Source organism: Lactiplantibacillus sp. 3062, from assembly GCF_055413545.1.
Map to the genome: position 1 here is coordinate 16400 of NZ_JBVAYE010000017.1, position 16623 is coordinate 33022.

The window sequence follows — 16623 nt, forward strand, 5'->3', positions numbered from 1 at the left end:
CTATTCGTGATCGACAGCGTGGCCACCAAACTCGTTACGTAGGGCGGCAACAACTTTACCAGTGAATGTGTCATCGGTTTCTGAACGGTAGCGCATCATCAAGGCCATCGCAATGACCGGGGTGGCGACTTGTTGGTCTAGGGCCGTGTCTAAGGTCCAGCGACCTTCACCGGATGAATGCATAACACCCTTGATGTCATCTAGATTACCATCCTTGCTGAATGCATCTTGAGCTAAGCCCATTAACCAGCTGCGAATGACTGAGCCGTTATTCCACATTTTGGCGACGGCCGCGTTGTCGTAAGTGAACTGACTATGCTGTAAAACGTCAAAGCCTTCACCTATTGCTGCCATCATACCATACTCAATTCCGTTGTGGACCATCTTCAGGTAATGACCACTGCCAACAGGGCCGGTGTACAAATACCCATCGGGAGCGGCAATCGCTTTAAATAGTGGTTCGACGACTTGGAAAGTGGCGGGGTCGCCACCAATCATAAAATTGCCGTCGTGGCGTGCACCAGCTTGACCGCCCGACGTTCCGACATCTAAGAAGTTGATGTGGTGACTTGCCAGTAATTCGCCGTGGCGGATACTATCTTGATAGTGCGAATTACCGCCATCGAGGACGATGTCACCTGCACTTAAAGTCTGGGCTAACTGTTCGATAACGCTGTTGGTTGCCTTACCAGCGGGTACCATGATCCACACGATCCGTGGTGTTGGCAACTGGTCAAGCAAATTGGTGAGATCCGTGGCCGTCGCCAACCCGTGAGCACTGGTGGTACTAAGATTAGTGGGGTTAAGATCCATTCCCACTGGCGTGTGCCCGTTATCCTGCATGTTCAACGCTAAGTTCATTCCCATTTTACCTAAGCCAATCAATCCTAATTTCATGATGAAACCCCTCTTTTATATGAAAAATATTAAGTACTTTTTGTATTCGCTTACATTGTAATAAAACTATTTACATAAATCAACCATATATTTGTAAATTATTTTCATTAGACTGAAAATAATGGCAACCAAGCCCGGTTTTACAGGCCTGATTGCCAAGAAAAAATTTGTTAAATTGCTGACCAAACGGCTGCGCCGATACTTGGGAAGAGGGTCACGAGTTGTTCACGTTGCGCCGGTGTCAATTGATACTGGATCGCTGGTAGCAACGTGTTAATGGTATTTTCGGCCTGTTCACCGAGTTCAGCGGCACCAATCAACCGGTGCTGGTCATCCGTCACGAGTAAGTTATGGCCGGTGACATCGCGCGTTGTCTGCCGGAACCAGTCATCCTTTAAATCATTGACGGTAACTTTGACATCATGAGTGTCACTGGTTGGAAGTGTACCAACTTGGGCCAATCGTGGGGACGTGAAGACGACCGATGGAATGGCCGGATACTTGATGGGGGCATTGGTGTCACCCGTGAATAGGTGGGTCAGGTATTGCGACTCAAAGATAGCAGTGGGTGTTAATTTTGGTTGATCCTTGGCGAGAACGTCACCGGATGCGTAGATGCCAGCGACACTCGTTTGCAAGTGGTCGTCGACGGTGATTCCAGCTGCTGTGTAGTCCACACCGATTCTTTCAAGTCCTAAGTTTGCGGTGTTGGGCTGGCGGCCCGTCGCATCTAAGATCCAGTCCGTTGTAATCTTGTCATCCGCACTGAGGACTTCGAAGTGGTCACCAGTCGACTTGATCGCAGTTGGCACCCATTCACGTTTTAGGACTAAACCTTGTTCCACGAGAATGGCCAATAATCGTTCAACGAATGGTTGGTGGAATTGACGAAGCGCTTGATCACCACGCATGAGTAGGGTGACCTGACTGCCGGCTGTTAGTGCCATGTTGGCGAATTCGAGTCCGATGTAGCCGGCACCAATCACGGTGATGTGGTGTGGCAAAGTGGTTAGATTCAAAAAGTCGTTACTGTCATGGGCGAGTTCGGTGCCGGGAATGTCCAAACGATGTGGATGCTGACCTGTTGCGATGACAATCTTATCGGCGGTATACGTCTTGTCCGCCACCTGAATCGTATGGTCGTCGACGAACGTCCCGCGGCCATTGATGAGGGTCACGCCGGCACTAGTCATTAAGCCAGCAATCATATCTGGTAAGCCGGCGATGACGTCGCGTTCGTGGTCGAAGTTGGCTTGCCAATCAATCGTCGGTTCACCACGCAGACCGTATCCTTGGAAGTTAGCAACTTGATTTTTTAATGCTACCGGCTGGTCTAAGGTGATTTTAGCGTTGCAACCCCGATTAGGACAGGTACCACCAATCAAATCAGCTTCAATGACGGCTACTTTTTTGCCACGAGCCGCTAACGGAATGGCCCCGTCAAACGTTCCGTGACCGCTACCTAGATATACAACGTCAAATTTTTCTGACATATTAAAATCCTCCTCGTTCCCAAATCACAGTTATTTAAAAACAAATACATTGTACACAACTTAATTTAACATGCCAAATAAAACGCGGCCTTAATTTAAAAGTATGGCCCTGAAATCGATTGCAACTGGTCTGTCATGACTTTGTTAAGTGAATTTCCACCGAATCGGTGCAAGATAGTCGGTGGTACTGGATTTTTTGGTCAAATATCAGTAAAATATGTAAGGCTATGTTTTTTTACGGTGGGACGGTACCACCGTGCACGTTGAATATACAGGTTATGATGAAAGGAATTTTTAATGAATAAGACAAAATTAACCGCCGCGGTCAATACCCGGCGTACCTTTGCGATTATTTCTCACCCGGATGCCGGGAAAACCACCATTACGGAACAAATGTTATTGTTTGGTGGCGTTGTTCGTCAGGCCGGAACGGTTAAAGCCCGTAAAAGTGGGAACTTTGCCAAGTCTGACTGGATGGAAATTGAAAAGAAGCGGGGAATCTCAGTAACGAGTTCCGTGATGCAATTCGATTACGATGGCAAACGGATCAACATCTTGGACACGCCCGGACATGAGGATTTCTCGGAAGACACTTATCGGACTTTGATGGCGGTCGATTCCGCTGTCATGGTCATTGACTCGGCTAAGGGGATCGAACCACAAACGAAGAAGTTATTCCAAATTTGTAAGATGCGGGGCATTCCGATCTTTACGTTCATGAACAAGTTGGACCGTGATGGTCGCGAACCATTGGACTTGTTGAACGAAGTCGAAGAAGTCCTCGGAATCGAAACTTATCCAATGAACTGGCCAATGGGTATGGGTAAGGGCTTAAAGGGCTTATACGATCGTTACAATCACCGTGTGGAACTTTATCATAATGAAGCTCATGGCGAAACGTTCTTACCACTAGACGAGAACGGTGAGCTTGATCCTAGTAATGAATTGACCAAGGACAGTATTTATCGTGACACGTTGGATGAAGTCGAATTGATCAACGAAGCTGGTAATGATTTTGACGAAGCTAAAGTAATGGCGGGAGACATGACGCCAGTATTTTTTGGGTCCGCCCTCACCAATTTCGGGGTCGAAACGTTCTTGAAGACGTATCTGCAGTATGCGCCTAAACCCGCTGCTCATAAGACTCGTGATGACCAAGTCGTTCAGCCAACCGACGATGAATTTGCCGGTTTTGTGTTCAAGATCCAAGCCAACATGAACCCGAACCATCGTGATCGGATCGCCTTTGTCCGCATTTGTTCTGGCGAATTTGACCGGGGGATGGACGTGGTCTTGCAGCGGACTGGTAAGAAGATGCGCTTAAACAACTCTACGCAATTCATGGCCGATACCCGTGAAACGGTGGAAACTGCCGTTGCTGGCGATATCGTCGGCCTCTACGACACAGGTAACTTCCAAATTGGAGATACGATTTACGCTGGCAAAAATGCGGTTCAATTCGAAAAGTTACCGCAATTTACGCCGGAGCTCTTCATGCGCGTTACAGCCAAGAACGTCATGAAACAGAAGTCCTTCCATAAAGGTATTGAACAACTGGTTCAAGAAGGTGCCGTTCAGTTGTACACTTCATATTCAACGGGTGACTATATTCTCGGTGCAGTCGGTCAACTTCAATTTGAAGTCTTCAAATTCCGGATGCAAAATGAATATAATTCGGAAGTTGTCATGGAACCAATGGGTAGCAAGACTGCCCGTTGGATCGATCCCGAACAATTGGATGAAAAGATGTCTAGTTCGCGGAATCTATTGGTCAAGGACCGTTACGGGGCACCGCTCTTCTTATTCGAAAATGCCTTTGCCGAACGCTGGTTTGCGGATAAGTATCCGGATGTCAAGCTGACCTCGAAGCTCTAGGATTTATATTGTGGTTTACACTTAGCTGACCAATCTAGTTAGATTACTGTTCGTCAGTCGATGTGCGTCCTATTTTGACCTCCGGGGCTGGGTGACTATTGCTGGAACGTAAGCCGACATCAATTTGAGTTAACGCACAACCCGCGTTAGCTCAAATACGAGTCTTATTCTAAGCCGGAAGAAAATCACTTCCAGCTAAGAATAATTTGGCTACTGAGCATTGTCACCGAGCACGTTTCGGGAACCCGCTCGAATGGCTGATGAACGGCCACTTAACTTGGTGCAATTGGTCGCTAACTCGAAATGTTTCCAGCGGGCCTAAGCTGGCTGCTCTTGATTTAACGGATAGAAAAGTTACAATGTGTCTCAAGCAAAAGCACAAACAAATATGTGAATAGTTCATAAAATGATGGGGCTGCCAAGTTGATTTGGCGGTCTCATCATTTTTTGTGTGGCGGGACCGGATAGAAGTGATATGAGAGGTTCTTCTAACATGCTTATCGGTCCATGTAAATTCACCATGTAAACCAACGTTGTAGCACTGCTAAGGTGAGAGAATTACGATACAATCAATCTGCAATTTAGATTGTAGGGGGCGATGAGATTGAAAATAAGGGGACGCTGGATGCTGGGATTGATGTTAGGAATGGGGTTGTGGGGCCCGGTGACGGTGCACGCGGCGACGAACTTGGTACGGTGGCCAGCGGTGCAAAGCTTAGCGCCCCGGAATTGTGAACTTGAATCGAAACAAACGCGCTTATATCAATTAAATCGTGCAACGATGCAATTAACGCCACGTGGGACGGCCCGGACGACTAGTCACTGGCAACGGGTTGGTCAGGTGATGGTGACACAAAACAAGCGGTTAGTGACTTATTGGCAGGTGCGTCACGGGACTGCTGGGCGACTGAGCTGGGCGTTGGCGGACACCGTACGAGTTGTCGGAACCAGGGTCACTGATATTAAGACACCCACGCGGCAACCGATGCGCGTGGTGACAACGGATCAACAGGAACACGGGGTGACGCGCGCGGCCAATAAGCTGAGTTATTTACCCTTAAAAGGGGCGGGACGGTACACCACTGAGCATATTTTGTTTCGTCCTACCGCCGCGTATCTAGCGACTCAGGGGCTACAAAATCAGCCAGACACGTTGCGCCAGAGTAGTGGCTATCGCGACCATTATCATTTCAAAACAGCACTGTATTTACCGCAACAGTTAGGGAGCCGCTTGTTGAATGACCCACAGAGTGCGACGTTTTCAGCTGACAATCGGTACTTGTACGTCATGTACGTCAATGATCAACAGTTGGGTGGCGCCGACCAGACTGGCTGGGTCGTTCGCTATGATTGGCAACGCCTGATGGCTTTAGGGGCTGGGCAATCAGGGAAGATGGCGATGGTCCGAGTAGCAGCAGCTCACCAATTCGACGGGAAGATGACGGCTTTTGACCGTCGGGTGCTGGCCGCCATTGAAGTGGGGCCGGAGTTTACGGCGGGACACGTTCAGTCACTAGCTTTAAATCCTAAGACGAACGAGCTGTGGTTTATTTCATCGACGGCACGTGATCAGCTTGCAAGTGTTGCGCGACTAAATCCGCAATCCCTGACGCCGGATCTTAAAATTGCCTTTACTACTGGTAGCGGGCGTCTAGGTGATGAACTGACTTTTGATCGCGCTGGGCAGGCCTATTATTGGACGCATGCGAGTCAGCTCAGAAATGGCAATGTCACGCTTTATCGTGGCACAATCAGTTCGACGACTGGTGTACATTTTGAACAACTCGCGCAGGGGTTAGCTAATAATCCGGGTTTCTTCGCTCAATCGATTGGATATAACGAGGTTACTGGTCGGCTCTACCTGGTCTCCGATGAGAGTATTACGTCACTTCCAGCGGCTAAACTGGGACACTTGACGACTAGTCAGGTCGGTGAGGCGAACTTTGCTGGTGATCGCGAGTTTGAAGGGTTAGTCTTCATGCACCACAGCCAGGAAGGTTTCTTGCTGACGAATCGGGGCATCGAGTTGATGCGCATAATTGTTGATAAGTAGATATTAAAATGCGCCACTCGCTGGATTAGATTGAATCTAGTGAGTGGCGCATTTTAGCATGGTTCGCGTTAATCGAACAAAAGTCTTGTTTAAGCAAACGGTGGATCTAATTTCGTTAAATAACGGCCCGGCAAGTAACCTTGATCTTGCAGGCGATACCAGACGACCCCGTTGTCGTCGGCCATTCGCTCAATCAAATTGACCGTGTCACCATGAGTGACGGTGGTTAAATAGCGGCCATATGGTTCGATGTATGTGTGGACCTGTTTGCCAGGGACAAAACTGACGACGCCGGTTTGGCGAACAGGCCGTTTATTTTGGACGCGGTAGCCGGCTGGCAACTTGAGTAACAGTGTGTCACCGGTAGTTAATTGGAGGTGCGTCTCCGGAATCCACTGATCATCGCCAATCGCATACCAGGTCTCGTGAGTGACTAAGCGAACGCGCATGTACGTTTTATAAGTGCTACCGGGCTGGAGCTTAGTTAAATAGTTGGTCGTAGTTGCCCCAGGATACGGATAAACGGCGGTCAACTTGTTGACTTGGACAAAACCAGTACTGAGGTCAGTTTGCTGCCAATTTTGATTGCGGTAGAAAAAAAGGACCGTCTTGGAAGTGGTCGTGTATTCCCCAGTCACATCGCCTACGGAACGGAGGAGCTTAAAACCGGCGACGGTCGGCGCACTGACTTCGTAAGGGGTTCCTAATTTCCCCCGGTACATGGTCGGCCGGCCAATTAGTTCGCGGCGGTCAATGTCATAGGCGTACATCCAGACTGGTTGGCCAGCTTGGCGTTCGTAAGTCAACGTGATGCTAGCCTGTGGGGTCGTAAACCAGCGGGTCAAGCCTTCGATATGGACGAGGTGATAACCGGTGATGCTGACGGCAGGCAAGTGAATCTCTTCGCCAATGGTGCCAGCAATCATATCAGCAGCCTGCAGTTCATTGCCATCCTGATCTAGGTGGTGAACGAGAACTAATGCTTCTGTTTGGTTAACTGTAGGTGCTGCGGCAGTTTGTGCGGCAATGGAACGTGGTGCCTCAGTAGCGCTTGTGGCGGCTCCCGTGCTGTTTAGTGCCTGAAGCATTCCTTTAAGTCGGTCAAGAAATGACACGTGACCACTCCTTTCATTAATAAATTAATTATCACTAGTATAACGCATTCACAAGGGTTCTGGCACGTCTTAAATAAATTGTAAAATTCCCGCTTTGTCAGTCGTGTATACTAATATTTAATAACAGGGGGCGTTAACGGATGAATCTAAAACAATTACAATATTTTTTGGCCGTGGCAGAGGAAGGTCAGATGACAGCGGCCGCCAAACGCTTGCACGTGGCGCAGCCACCACTGAGCTATCAGATTAAGCAATTGGAACTTGAACTAGGCGTCACCCTCTTCAATCGCTTGCCTCAGGGTGTGACTGTTACTGAAGCTGGCAAGCTACTGGTGGGGTATGCCCAACAGCTCACGCAGTTGTCGGCGACTGCGGAGAACAAGGTCCGGGCCCTGGCACACGGCGTGACGGGGACCATTAATCTGGGGACAGTTTCATCCTCGGCAGGGGTCATGCCGAATACGGCATTACTAAAGTGGTTAGGGCAACATCCCGATGTTCAGCTTGCGATTACGGAAGGCAATACGTATGAGTTGTTAGACGATCTGCATAAACGGTTGCTAGACGTGGCGGTGTTACGAACACCGTTCAACGCGCAACATCTAGTCTGTCGTTACTTTCCCGCAGAACGGATGGCAGCAGTCATTCCGAAGCGATATTCACGGTTTGAAAAGCGGCGCCAGTTACAACTAAGTGACCTCGCTACGTTACCATTGATCAAGTACCGTCGGTTTAATGAATTATTCCACGTTGCCTTTCTGGAAGCGTCGGTTACGCCGACTTACATCATGACTTGTGATGATGCCCGCACGGCGATGCACTGGGCTAATCACCAATTGGGAGTGGCCCTGGTGCCACGGTCATTGGCTGAAACCTATGACGGTGGTGACGTGCTGATTCGATCATTGGCGGATCATCGTTTTCAGACTCAACTGGCCCTAGCAACGACCCCGGAAGCCTTAGCGACCCCATTAGTTGCCGGTTTGATGGCACAATTCCAGCAAGCGCAGTCGCTAGACTAGTTTAATCAGTTTGATATCTAAAAATTTAATCGCGGTTAAGGGTGGATTGCTGATTTAATCGGGTTGTTACCGATTACACTAGCTAGAAATTGAAGTGGTGTTTTCAGACGCAAAATAAGCCTAATGACTGTCGTACTGGGGATACGCTAACCTCCATTTAATAATTAGATATCAATCGGTTTAAATGGTACACTAACAATTGAAATTTAAAGGGTGAAGGTGAAGGAAATGATTTATTCGTTAGGGCTAATGCTCGGCGTTGGGGTAATTGCCGGAATTTTCGGTGCTATTTTAGGTATCGGTGGTGGCATGATCGTCACACCAATCCTGACACTTGGTTTGGGATTAGATATTAAGTATGCGATTGGGGCCAGTATTATCGCCGTGATTGCCACGAGTTCGGGCTCTACCATTGCATATTTACGTGATGAGATGTTGAACTTACGCGTCGCGATGTTTCTTGAAATTGCGACGACGGTCGGGGCCGTCCTCGGGGCAGTGTTGACGGGGGTGCTTAATGCAACATTCCTGTACTTCCTATTTGGGGCGCTGTTAGTTTTCACGACGTATAATATGATTCGTAAATTAATGAGTAAGAACGGTGAATTACCGTCAGTCAAAGATGACAAGCTGGCGACACAGTTGAACTTAAATGGTACTTATTATGATAAAGCATTGAATAAGCAAGTTGATTATCAGGTTGAAAACGTGCCGGGTGGTTTTTCCATGATGTTCGGTGCTGGTTTCGCCAGTGGCTTGTTGGGGATCGGGAGTGGCGCGTTCAAAGTGCTAGCCATGGATACGATTATGCATATGCCGCTTAAACCGTCATCAGCAACTTCTAACCTGATGATGGGGGTGACGGCGGCAGCGAGTGCGATGGTCTACTTCTTTAATGGGTCAATCAAACCCGGAATCGCGGCCCCATTAGCTATCGGGATTATCGTCGGTGCCTTAATCGGCTCACGAATCATGACGCGGCTCAAGCCACGCTTGATTCGCATGATCTTTGTGCCCGTGATGCTCTATCTGGGAATTCAAATGATTGCTAAAGGATTTGGGGTGACCATCTAATGGATAAGCAAAAAACAACTAAAGCGCAAGAGATGCACGCCGTTGAAATGATGATTGGGTATATTCTACGAATTGGCGTCATTGTTTCTGCAATCGTGATTATTATTGGGATGCTTCTGATGTTGATTCAGGGCAATGGTGGTTATGCAAATGGTATGGAACCCCATACGGTCGCTGATATTCTAGCCGGCATTGTGGCACTTAAACCATATGCCGTGATTATGTTAGGTTTATTTCTATTGATTTTAACGCCAACTTTGCGGGTTGCGGTCTCTATCTACGCCTTTGCAGTGGAAAAAGACCACTTATATGTTTGGATTACGACGATTGTTCTCATCATCTTGATTGTTGCTTCGGTGATTGGGTATCTCGGTAACTAGGCTAGACGGAGCTGATTAATCAGGTTGAGTCGTGATTAAAATGGGCGCACATCTAAAATGGCTACCAGCTTGTTTCGAGGTTAATGTGGAAAGAATCTAAGCTGGTATAAATTCACGGGCTGGTGTGTTTTATGCCGATGTACGAGTACTTAACTAACCAATATTGTTTAATAATAAGAGAATGCTGATAAAAAATCAGCATTCTTTTTTATTTGTGCACTTTTAGCTGTTTTGACTAACGTAAAAAAGACCTAATATCGTCATTTTTATCGTTATTTGAATTATTTATTAAGAAAAATTGCCGATTGTGTTCACTTGATAATTGAACACTGGTGTGAGAATATAATTGCTGATATATCAGTAATTTCAGGCATGTTTATCAGTATGGATAATAATCGCAAAATGAAATAATTAAGACGATTATGACGAAATAATGATAAAAATTAGAGTTTAGGATTGATTTTAATTTATTTATAATATACAATTACTTTAACTTTTCGAGGGAAAAGCACACACAAACTATTTTAAAGTTAGGGGTTGGGTTATATGAATTTCAAAACAGCTGCAAAAGTAACCGTCGTTGCCGGCGCATCCGTACTATTCTTAGCTGCTTGTGGCTCAAGCAAGAGTTCTTCAAGTTCTAAGCAAACGGCCAATTGGACCGAATCAGCCGAATTACCAACGATGGACATTTCTAAGTCCACCGATGTGGTTAGTTCTAACGCGTTGAATAACACCAATGAAGGGTTATACCGTCTCGGTAAGAACGGGAAGGTCACACCCGGAATTGCGAAATCCACTAAGGTTACTAATGGTGGGAAGACATATACGTTCACTTTACGGAAGAACGCAAAATGGAGTAACGGGGATAAAGTTACTGCCAAAGACTTTGTTTATGGTTGGCAACGGACCGTTAATCCAAAGACTGCGTCACAATACGCATACTTATATTCAGGGATTAAGAACGCTGACGCTATCGTCAATGGCAAGAAGCCCGTTTCTAGTTTAGGGATCAAGGCTGATGGCGATTACAAGTTGACGGTCACTTTGGATAAGCCAATTGCTTACTTTGACAAGCTGATGGGCTTTGTTAACTTCTTCCCACAAAATGAGAAAGTGGTTAAGAAGTACGGTTCTAAGTATGGGACGAGCAGTAAGGCCATGGTTTATAACGGTCCTTACAAGATGACTGGTTGGACTGGGACAAACTTGTCATGGACCTTGAAGAAGAATAACGATTATTGGGATAAGAAAGCTGTTAAGATGGACAGCATCAAGTACCAAGTTGTTAAGGATGCTTCAACTGGTCTGAACTTATTTAATTCCAATAAGCTCGACTTTACGACACTTTCCAACGAACAAGTTAAGAATTATAAGAATGATAAGAACTACTTAGTTCGGAAGACGGCTTCAACTTTCTACGTTGAATTTAATCGTAAGGATAGCGATAAGACTTTAGCCAAAGCTTTCCAGAACAAGAAGATTCGTCAGGCTTTGTCACTAGCAATTAACCGGAAGTCCTACGTTAATAATACGTTAGGTAACGGTTCGACCGTTTCTAAAGGTTACGTTTCTGAAGACTTAGCTAAAAACCCGACAACTGGTAAGGACTTTACGACTGACGCTGCCGTTCCTTCTGCAGTTGACTACAACTTAACGAAAGCTAAGAAGTTGTGGAAAGAAGGAATGAAAGAAATTGGTGAAACTAAGCTGAACATCAAGCTTCTTTCTGACGATACTGATGGTGGTAAGAAGTCTACTGAATTTATTCAAGGTGCTTGGGAGAAATTACCTGGTCTGACCGTTACTAACCAGAACGTCCCATTCAAGACCCGTCTTCAACGGTCACAAAACGGGAACTTCGATACAGTTATCTCTGCCTGGAATGCTGACTTTACTGACCCAATCTCCTTCTTGTCACTCTTCACGTCCGACAACTCATACAACAATGGGAAGTATGACAGTGCCGCATACGACGATGCTGTGAAGAAGGCGGAAGGTGCCGATGCCAATAACAAGACTGCACGTTGGGCTGACATGGTCGCTGCTGAAAAGCAATTGATGAATGATCAAGGGGTCATCCCAATCTATCAACAAGCCTCAGCAACGTTGACTCGGAGCAATCTGAAGGGCATCATCTACAACACTGCGGGCTCAAACTACAACTTCAAGTACATGTCCGTAAAATAATGATGTAAATCCACAGAAAAAAGTGTGTGTGCTTTAACTGAATGAATGTGAAGCAAAGGGGTAAGGATTGACACATTGTTAATCCTTACCATTTTGTTTTATAATGAGGGATGTCATTATTTTTTAAGTTGATTTTAATAGAATGCGAGGAATTCTCATGAGAAAGTATCTTTTAAAGCGGATATTTTACTTGTTCCTGACATTATTCATTGTGGCGACCGCCACGTTCTTCTTAATGAAGTTAATGCCCGGAACACCGCTGCAAAATGAAGCTAAATTGACCCCTAGCGAAAAGGCGTCGATCTTGGCCCAATACGGGTTGGACAAACCTGTTTGGTTGCAATACTTCATTTACATTGGCGGGATCTTCAAGGGGAGCTTAGGGCTATCCTTCCAGTTCTCTGATCAAGCCGTCAGTTACCTGATTGGTAGCCGGATGGGACCATCAATGCAGTTAGGTGGTCAAGCGATGGTCGTCGGAATCGTCTTTGGGATTATCCTAGGGGCCGTTGGGGCCATCAAGAAGGATACTTGGGCGGACCGTTTAGCAACCATCTTATCGATCTTAGGGATCGCAGTTCCAAGTTTCGTGTTAGCCATCCTGTTACAATACTACCTCGGCTTAAAGGCTGGTTGGTTCCCTGTTGCTGGTTGGGAAGGCTTCGCTTACACGATCTTACCAACGTTAGCTTTGGCCGCCAGTCCGCTGGCCGAAACGGCTCGGTTTATCCGAACCGACATGGTGGACGTGCTGAGTTCGGATTATATTGAGCTAGCTAAAGCCAAAGGGTTGTCGAAGTTTGGTATCGTGTATCACCATGCGTTGCGGAACAGTTTGATTCCAATGGTTACGCTGATTGGACCATTGGCCGCCGCCTTGATGACGGGTTCAATGGTTGTTGAAAATATCTTCTCAGTACCTGGGATTGGGGAACAATTCGTTAAATCAATTCTGGTTAACGACTACCCAACCATCATGGGTGTGACGATTTTCTATTCAGCACTCCTTTGCTTACTATTATTGTTGACCGATATTGTCTACGGAATTATTGATCCGCGGATTCGTTTAAATGGAAATGGGGACTAGTTAATGGCAGAAAATCCAAGTAGTATCGATATTAAGCCGGGCGACTTCGAGCCGTTAGATAAACAAGCGGGTCCTGATAATGAACGGATCGCAGCACCTTCCTTAACGTTCGGCCAAGATGTATGGCGGCGATTGAAGTCTAACAAGACCGCTTTTATCAGCTTTATCGTGTTAGTATTCTTATTCTTAGTGGCATTTGGTGGACGGGCAGTCTACCATGTTGATCCTAATGCACAGTCGCCACGGTATGCGAACCTCCCTCCGAAGATTCCGGGTGTTAGTATCCATGGTTTGAATGGTCACTTGACTCAATCTGGTAAGGACGTTGATGCGTATGCGGCGGCTGGTGCAAAGTCGGACGTGCATTATCTTCTCGGGACTGATTATCTGGGCCGGGACTTACTGGCGCGGATTATGTATGGGACCCGGATCTCACTTGAAATTGCGTTGATTGCTACTTTGATTGACCTGACGATTGGGGTCGGATTCGGGATACTCTCCGGTTGGAAAGGTGGGCGCGTCGATTTATTCATGCAACGTGTGATTGAAATCCTCTCGTCCATCCCACAATTGGTTATCATGGTGTTGATGGCCACGGCCTTCACGAAGACTGGGATGGCCTCAATCATTGCGGCCATCGCGATCACTGGTTGGACCACGATGGCCCGGCTGACTCGGGCACAGACCTTGCAATTGAAGAACCAAGACTTTATTTTGGCTGCGCGGACACTGGGTGAATCACCCGTCAAGATTGCTTGGAAACATTTGTTACCAAACCTTTCAAGTGTCATTATTATTCAAACGATGTTCACGATTCCAAGTGCGATCTTCTTCGAAGCGTTCTTGAGTTATATCGGGATTGGGATCAGTTCACCCCAAGCTTCATTGGGGACGTTGATCTCTGATGGGCAGAAGAACTTCCAATTCTTGCCATATCAGATGTGGTACCCAGCCATCGTGCTGATCATCTTGATGCTCGCCTTTAACTTGTTAGGTGACGGGATGCGCGATGCGTTTGATCCAAAGTCAAAACGTTAGGAGGACGGCAGCACTATGGAAAAACCAGAAAATGTGATTGAGGTCCGCAACTTGGAAATCAATTTCCATACTTATGCGGGCGAAGTTAAAGCCATCCGTGACGTTAGCTTTGATTTACGTAAGGGTGAAACCTTGGCAATTGTTGGTGAATCAGGGTCTGGTAAGTCAGTGACGACACGTTCACTGATGGGCCTGTTAGCACCTAATGCTGAAATTAAACGTGGGAGCATTATGTTCCACGGTGAAGATATTATTAAAAAGTCCGAAAAAGACATGCAACACATTCGTGGTAAGGATATTGCCATGATCTTCCAAGATCCAATGACATCATTGGACCCAACAATGCGGATTGGGATGCAGATTGCGGAACCTTTGATGAAACATAAGGGTTTGAAGAAAAAAGAAGCGATCGCCCAAGCGCTAGAGATGTTGAAATTGGTTGGGATTACTAATCCTGAAGGCCGAATCAATGATTATCCATACCAATTCTCAGGCGGGATGCGGCAACGGATTGTGATTGCGATTGCATTGGTCTGCTATCCTGAAGTCCTGATTGCTGATGAACCAACGACTGCCTTGGACGTGACGATTCAAGCCCAGATTCTGGACTTGATGAAGGATTTACAAAATCGAATTGATACGTCGATTATCTTTATCACCCATGACTTAGGTGTCGTGGCCGGAATGGCTGATCGGGTCGCAGTGATGTATGCCGGTAAAATCGTGGAATACGGGACAGTCGATGAGATCTTCTTCAATCCACAACATCCTTATACCTGGGGGTTACTCAATTCGATGCCAACCTTGGATACTGAAAGTGGCTCATTATCAGCGATTCCAGGGACCCCACCAGATTTGTTGGAACCACCAGTTGGTGACGCCTTTGCAGCGCGGAGCGATTACGCGATGAAGATTGATACGGAGAAGGAACCCCCATTCTTTAAGGTTTCTGATACCCATTACGCGGCGACCTGGTTACTACATCCAGATGCCCCCAAGGTAACGCCACCTGCTGAAATCGTTCGGCGTCAGCAAAAGTTTGCGGCCATGCAAAAACCGCAAGCACCAATTTCAAATCCCGTAGCAAAGGAGTAAGTAGACATGCCTGATGAACGTAAAAAAATTCTAGAAGTTCGCCATTTAAAGCAGTATTTTAATGTCGGCAAAAAAGATGAAGTCCGGGCCGTTGATGACGTCTCCTTTGACATTTATGAAGGTGAAACATTTGGGTTAGTTGGTGAATCTGGTTCAGGAAAGACCACGACCGGACGTTCCATCATTCACTTATATGAACCAACTGATGGTGAAATCATTTTTGACGGTAAGGACGTTTCCAAATTACACACTAAGAAGGAACGCCATGAATTTCGCCGGGAGATCCAAATGATTTTCCAGGACCCATACGCCTCATTGAATCCACGAATGAAAGTCAAGGATATCGTGGCGGAAGGGATTGATATTCACGGTTTAGCCAAGGATGATGCAGACCGAACCAAGCAAGTTGAAGACTTATTGGAGACGGTTGGTCTTAACAAGGACCACTCTAGTCGTTATCCACATGAATTTTCAGGTGGTCAACGTCAACGGATCGGGATTGCCCGGGCGTTAGCGGTAGAGCCTAAATTCATCATTGCTGATGAACCAATTTCTGCGCTGGACGTTTCGATTCAAGCCCAAGTGGTTAACTTGATGAAGGAATTACAAGTTAAGCAGAACTTGACTTATTTATTTATTGCGCATGATTTGTCAATGGTTAAGTATATCAGTGACCGGATCGGCGTTATGCATTACGGTAAGATTCTGGAAATTGGGCCTGCGGATGAAGTGTATAATCATCCGTTACACAAGTACACCGAGAGTTTGATCTCGGCGGTGCCGGTACCTGATCCAGAGTTTGAACGTAACCGTAAGCAGGTTCCTTATGACGAAACGACCGAACATGACGGTAAGAAGCGGCGAATGGTCGAAATTGCACCAGGGCACTTTGTCCGGGCAACTGAAGACGAAATCCCGATATACACCAAGCGGGCTGTTGACGCGGGGTTAATTACGGAATTTTCTGAGTAACGGCTAATAAAACAGACGGCGAGTGCGAATACTCGACGTCTGTTTTATTATTCAGTAGAATATTTAATTAACTGTTTAGATAAGTTTATTAATTAATAACCATTATAATTAACTCATGTTAACTTGACATATAAATTTAATATGTAAAAAATATTGATGGAATCAATTGTCAAAAAGCCGATTAAATCGGGGATAGACGGCTATTTTTGACCAGCTAAACTGTGACCGGTAGTCAAAGTTATTTGTGTAAATTTTGTAATTATGCAATAATAATATTGTTAATAAAGTTTGTTAACAAATATAACTATTCGTCTTAATAATTGATTCGCACC

General features: G+C 46.2%; 13 protein-coding genes. 10 read left to right on the forward strand and 3 right to left on the reverse strand.

Going from position 1 to position 16623, the window contains the following annotated elements:
- Together gnd and ACWQAU_RS14675 are read right to left on the reverse strand one after the other, a co-directional pair.
- Positions 1-897, reverse strand: coding sequence for a phosphogluconate dehydrogenase (NAD(+)-dependent, decarboxylating) (gnd, locus tag ACWQAU_RS14670; protein ID WP_027822086.1), 897 nt, complete (start codon positions 895-897; stop codon positions 1-3).
- Between the two features lie 170 nt (positions 898-1067).
- Positions 1068-2390, reverse strand: a complete 1323-nt coding sequence (locus tag ACWQAU_RS14675; RefSeq protein WP_016527024.1) for a dihydrolipoyl dehydrogenase family protein — start codon at positions 2388-2390, stop codon at positions 1068-1070.
- 297 nt (positions 2391-2687) lie between these two features.
- Between ACWQAU_RS14675 and ACWQAU_RS14680 the strand changes: the two genes are divergently transcribed.
- Positions 2688-4265, forward strand: coding sequence for a peptide chain release factor 3 (locus ACWQAU_RS14680; protein ID WP_024521422.1), 1578 nt, complete (start codon positions 2688-2690; stop codon positions 4263-4265).
- A gap of 598 nt (positions 4266-4863) precedes the next feature.
- Positions 4864-6318 (forward strand): hypothetical protein, encoded by a 1455-nt coding sequence (locus tag ACWQAU_RS14685; protein ID WP_027822085.1) that lies wholly within the window; start codon positions 4864-4866, stop codon positions 6316-6318.
- Between the two features lie 89 nt (positions 6319-6407).
- Here ACWQAU_RS14685 and ACWQAU_RS14690 read toward each other — a convergent pair whose 3' ends face one another.
- Positions 6408-7433, reverse strand: a complete 1026-nt coding sequence (locus ACWQAU_RS14690) for a MucBP domain-containing protein (RefSeq protein WP_027822084.1) — start codon at positions 7431-7433, stop codon at positions 6408-6410.
- A gap of 140 nt (positions 7434-7573) precedes the next feature.
- Here ACWQAU_RS14690 and ACWQAU_RS14695 point away from each other — a divergent pair, with 140 nt between their 5' ends.
- From ACWQAU_RS14695 to ACWQAU_RS14730, 8 genes are all read left to right on the forward strand, one after another.
- Positions 7574-8455 (forward strand): LysR family transcriptional regulator, encoded by an 882-nt coding sequence (locus tag ACWQAU_RS14695; protein WP_003643233.1) that lies wholly within the window; start codon positions 7574-7576, stop codon positions 8453-8455.
- A 228-nt stretch (positions 8456-8683) separates the two neighbouring features.
- Positions 8684-9529, forward strand: a complete 846-nt coding sequence (locus ACWQAU_RS14700) for a sulfite exporter TauE/SafE family protein (protein WP_003644203.1) — start codon at positions 8684-8686, stop codon at positions 9527-9529.
- Positions 9529-9909, forward strand: a complete 381-nt coding sequence (locus tag ACWQAU_RS14705; RefSeq protein ID WP_003643236.1) for a DUF1634 domain-containing protein — start codon at positions 9529-9531, stop codon at positions 9907-9909. Before ACWQAU_RS14700 ends, ACWQAU_RS14705 begins: the two co-directional genes overlap by 1 nt.
- Positions 9910-10455: 546 nt before the next feature.
- The gene (locus ACWQAU_RS14710; RefSeq protein ID WP_015380110.1) at positions 10456-12099 is read left to right on the forward strand and encodes a peptide ABC transporter substrate-binding protein; all 1644 of its coding nucleotides are present in this window, start codon (positions 10456-10458) and stop codon (positions 12097-12099) included.
- A gap of 157 nt (positions 12100-12256) precedes the next feature.
- A complete protein-coding gene (opp3b, locus tag ACWQAU_RS14715) occupies positions 12257-13186 on the forward strand; it encodes an oligopeptide ABC transporter permease (protein WP_003644204.1) in 930 nt (309 codons plus the stop codon).
- A gap of 3 nt (positions 13187-13189) precedes the next feature.
- On the forward strand, positions 13190-14224 hold the full coding sequence (locus ACWQAU_RS14720; RefSeq protein WP_003643239.1) for an ABC transporter permease: 1035 nt from the start codon (positions 13190-13192) through the stop codon (positions 14222-14224).
- Between the two features lie 15 nt (positions 14225-14239).
- Positions 14240-15319: an ABC transporter ATP-binding protein gene (locus ACWQAU_RS14725; RefSeq protein WP_003643240.1), complete on the forward strand. Its 1080-nt coding sequence runs from the start codon at positions 14240-14242 to the stop codon at positions 15317-15319.
- Positions 15320-15325: 6 nt separating this feature from the next.
- Positions 15326-16291, forward strand: coding sequence for an ABC transporter ATP-binding protein (locus ACWQAU_RS14730; protein WP_003643241.1), 966 nt, complete (start codon positions 15326-15328; stop codon positions 16289-16291).
- Positions 16292-16623 lie beyond the last annotated feature (332 nt).

Bases quoted from the DNA above. Each gene is read 5' to 3' on its own strand.
- gnd (WP_027822086.1), bottom strand. From the start codon at position 897: ATGAAATTAGGATTGATTGGCTTAGGTAAAATGGGAATGAACTTAGCG.
- ACWQAU_RS14675 (WP_016527024.1), bottom strand. From the start codon at position 2,390: ATGTCAGAAAAATTTGACGTTGTATATCTAGGTAGCGGTCACGGAACG.
- ACWQAU_RS14680 (WP_024521422.1), top strand. From the start codon at position 2,688: ATGAATAAGACAAAATTAACCGCCGCGGTCAATACCCGGCGTACCTTT.
- ACWQAU_RS14685 (WP_027822085.1), top strand. From the start codon at position 4,864: ATGAGATTGAAAATAAGGGGACGCTGGATGCTGGGATTGATGTTAGGA.
- ACWQAU_RS14695 (WP_003643233.1), top strand. From the start codon at position 7,574: ATGAATCTAAAACAATTACAATATTTTTTGGCCGTGGCAGAGGAAGGT.
- ACWQAU_RS14700 (WP_003644203.1), top strand. From the start codon at position 8,684: ATGATTTATTCGTTAGGGCTAATGCTCGGCGTTGGGGTAATTGCCGGA.
- ACWQAU_RS14705 (WP_003643236.1), top strand. From the start codon at position 9,529: ATGGATAAGCAAAAAACAACTAAAGCGCAAGAGATGCACGCCGTTGAA.
- ACWQAU_RS14710 (WP_015380110.1), top strand. From the start codon at position 10,456: ATGAATTTCAAAACAGCTGCAAAAGTAACCGTCGTTGCCGGCGCATCC.
- opp3b (WP_003644204.1), top strand. From the start codon at position 12,257: ATGAGAAAGTATCTTTTAAAGCGGATATTTTACTTGTTCCTGACATTA.
- ACWQAU_RS14720 (WP_003643239.1), top strand. From the start codon at position 13,190: ATGGCAGAAAATCCAAGTAGTATCGATATTAAGCCGGGCGACTTCGAG.
- ACWQAU_RS14725 (WP_003643240.1), top strand. From the start codon at position 14,240: ATGGAAAAACCAGAAAATGTGATTGAGGTCCGCAACTTGGAAATCAAT.
- ACWQAU_RS14730 (WP_003643241.1), top strand. From the start codon at position 15,326: ATGCCTGATGAACGTAAAAAAATTCTAGAAGTTCGCCATTTAAAGCAG.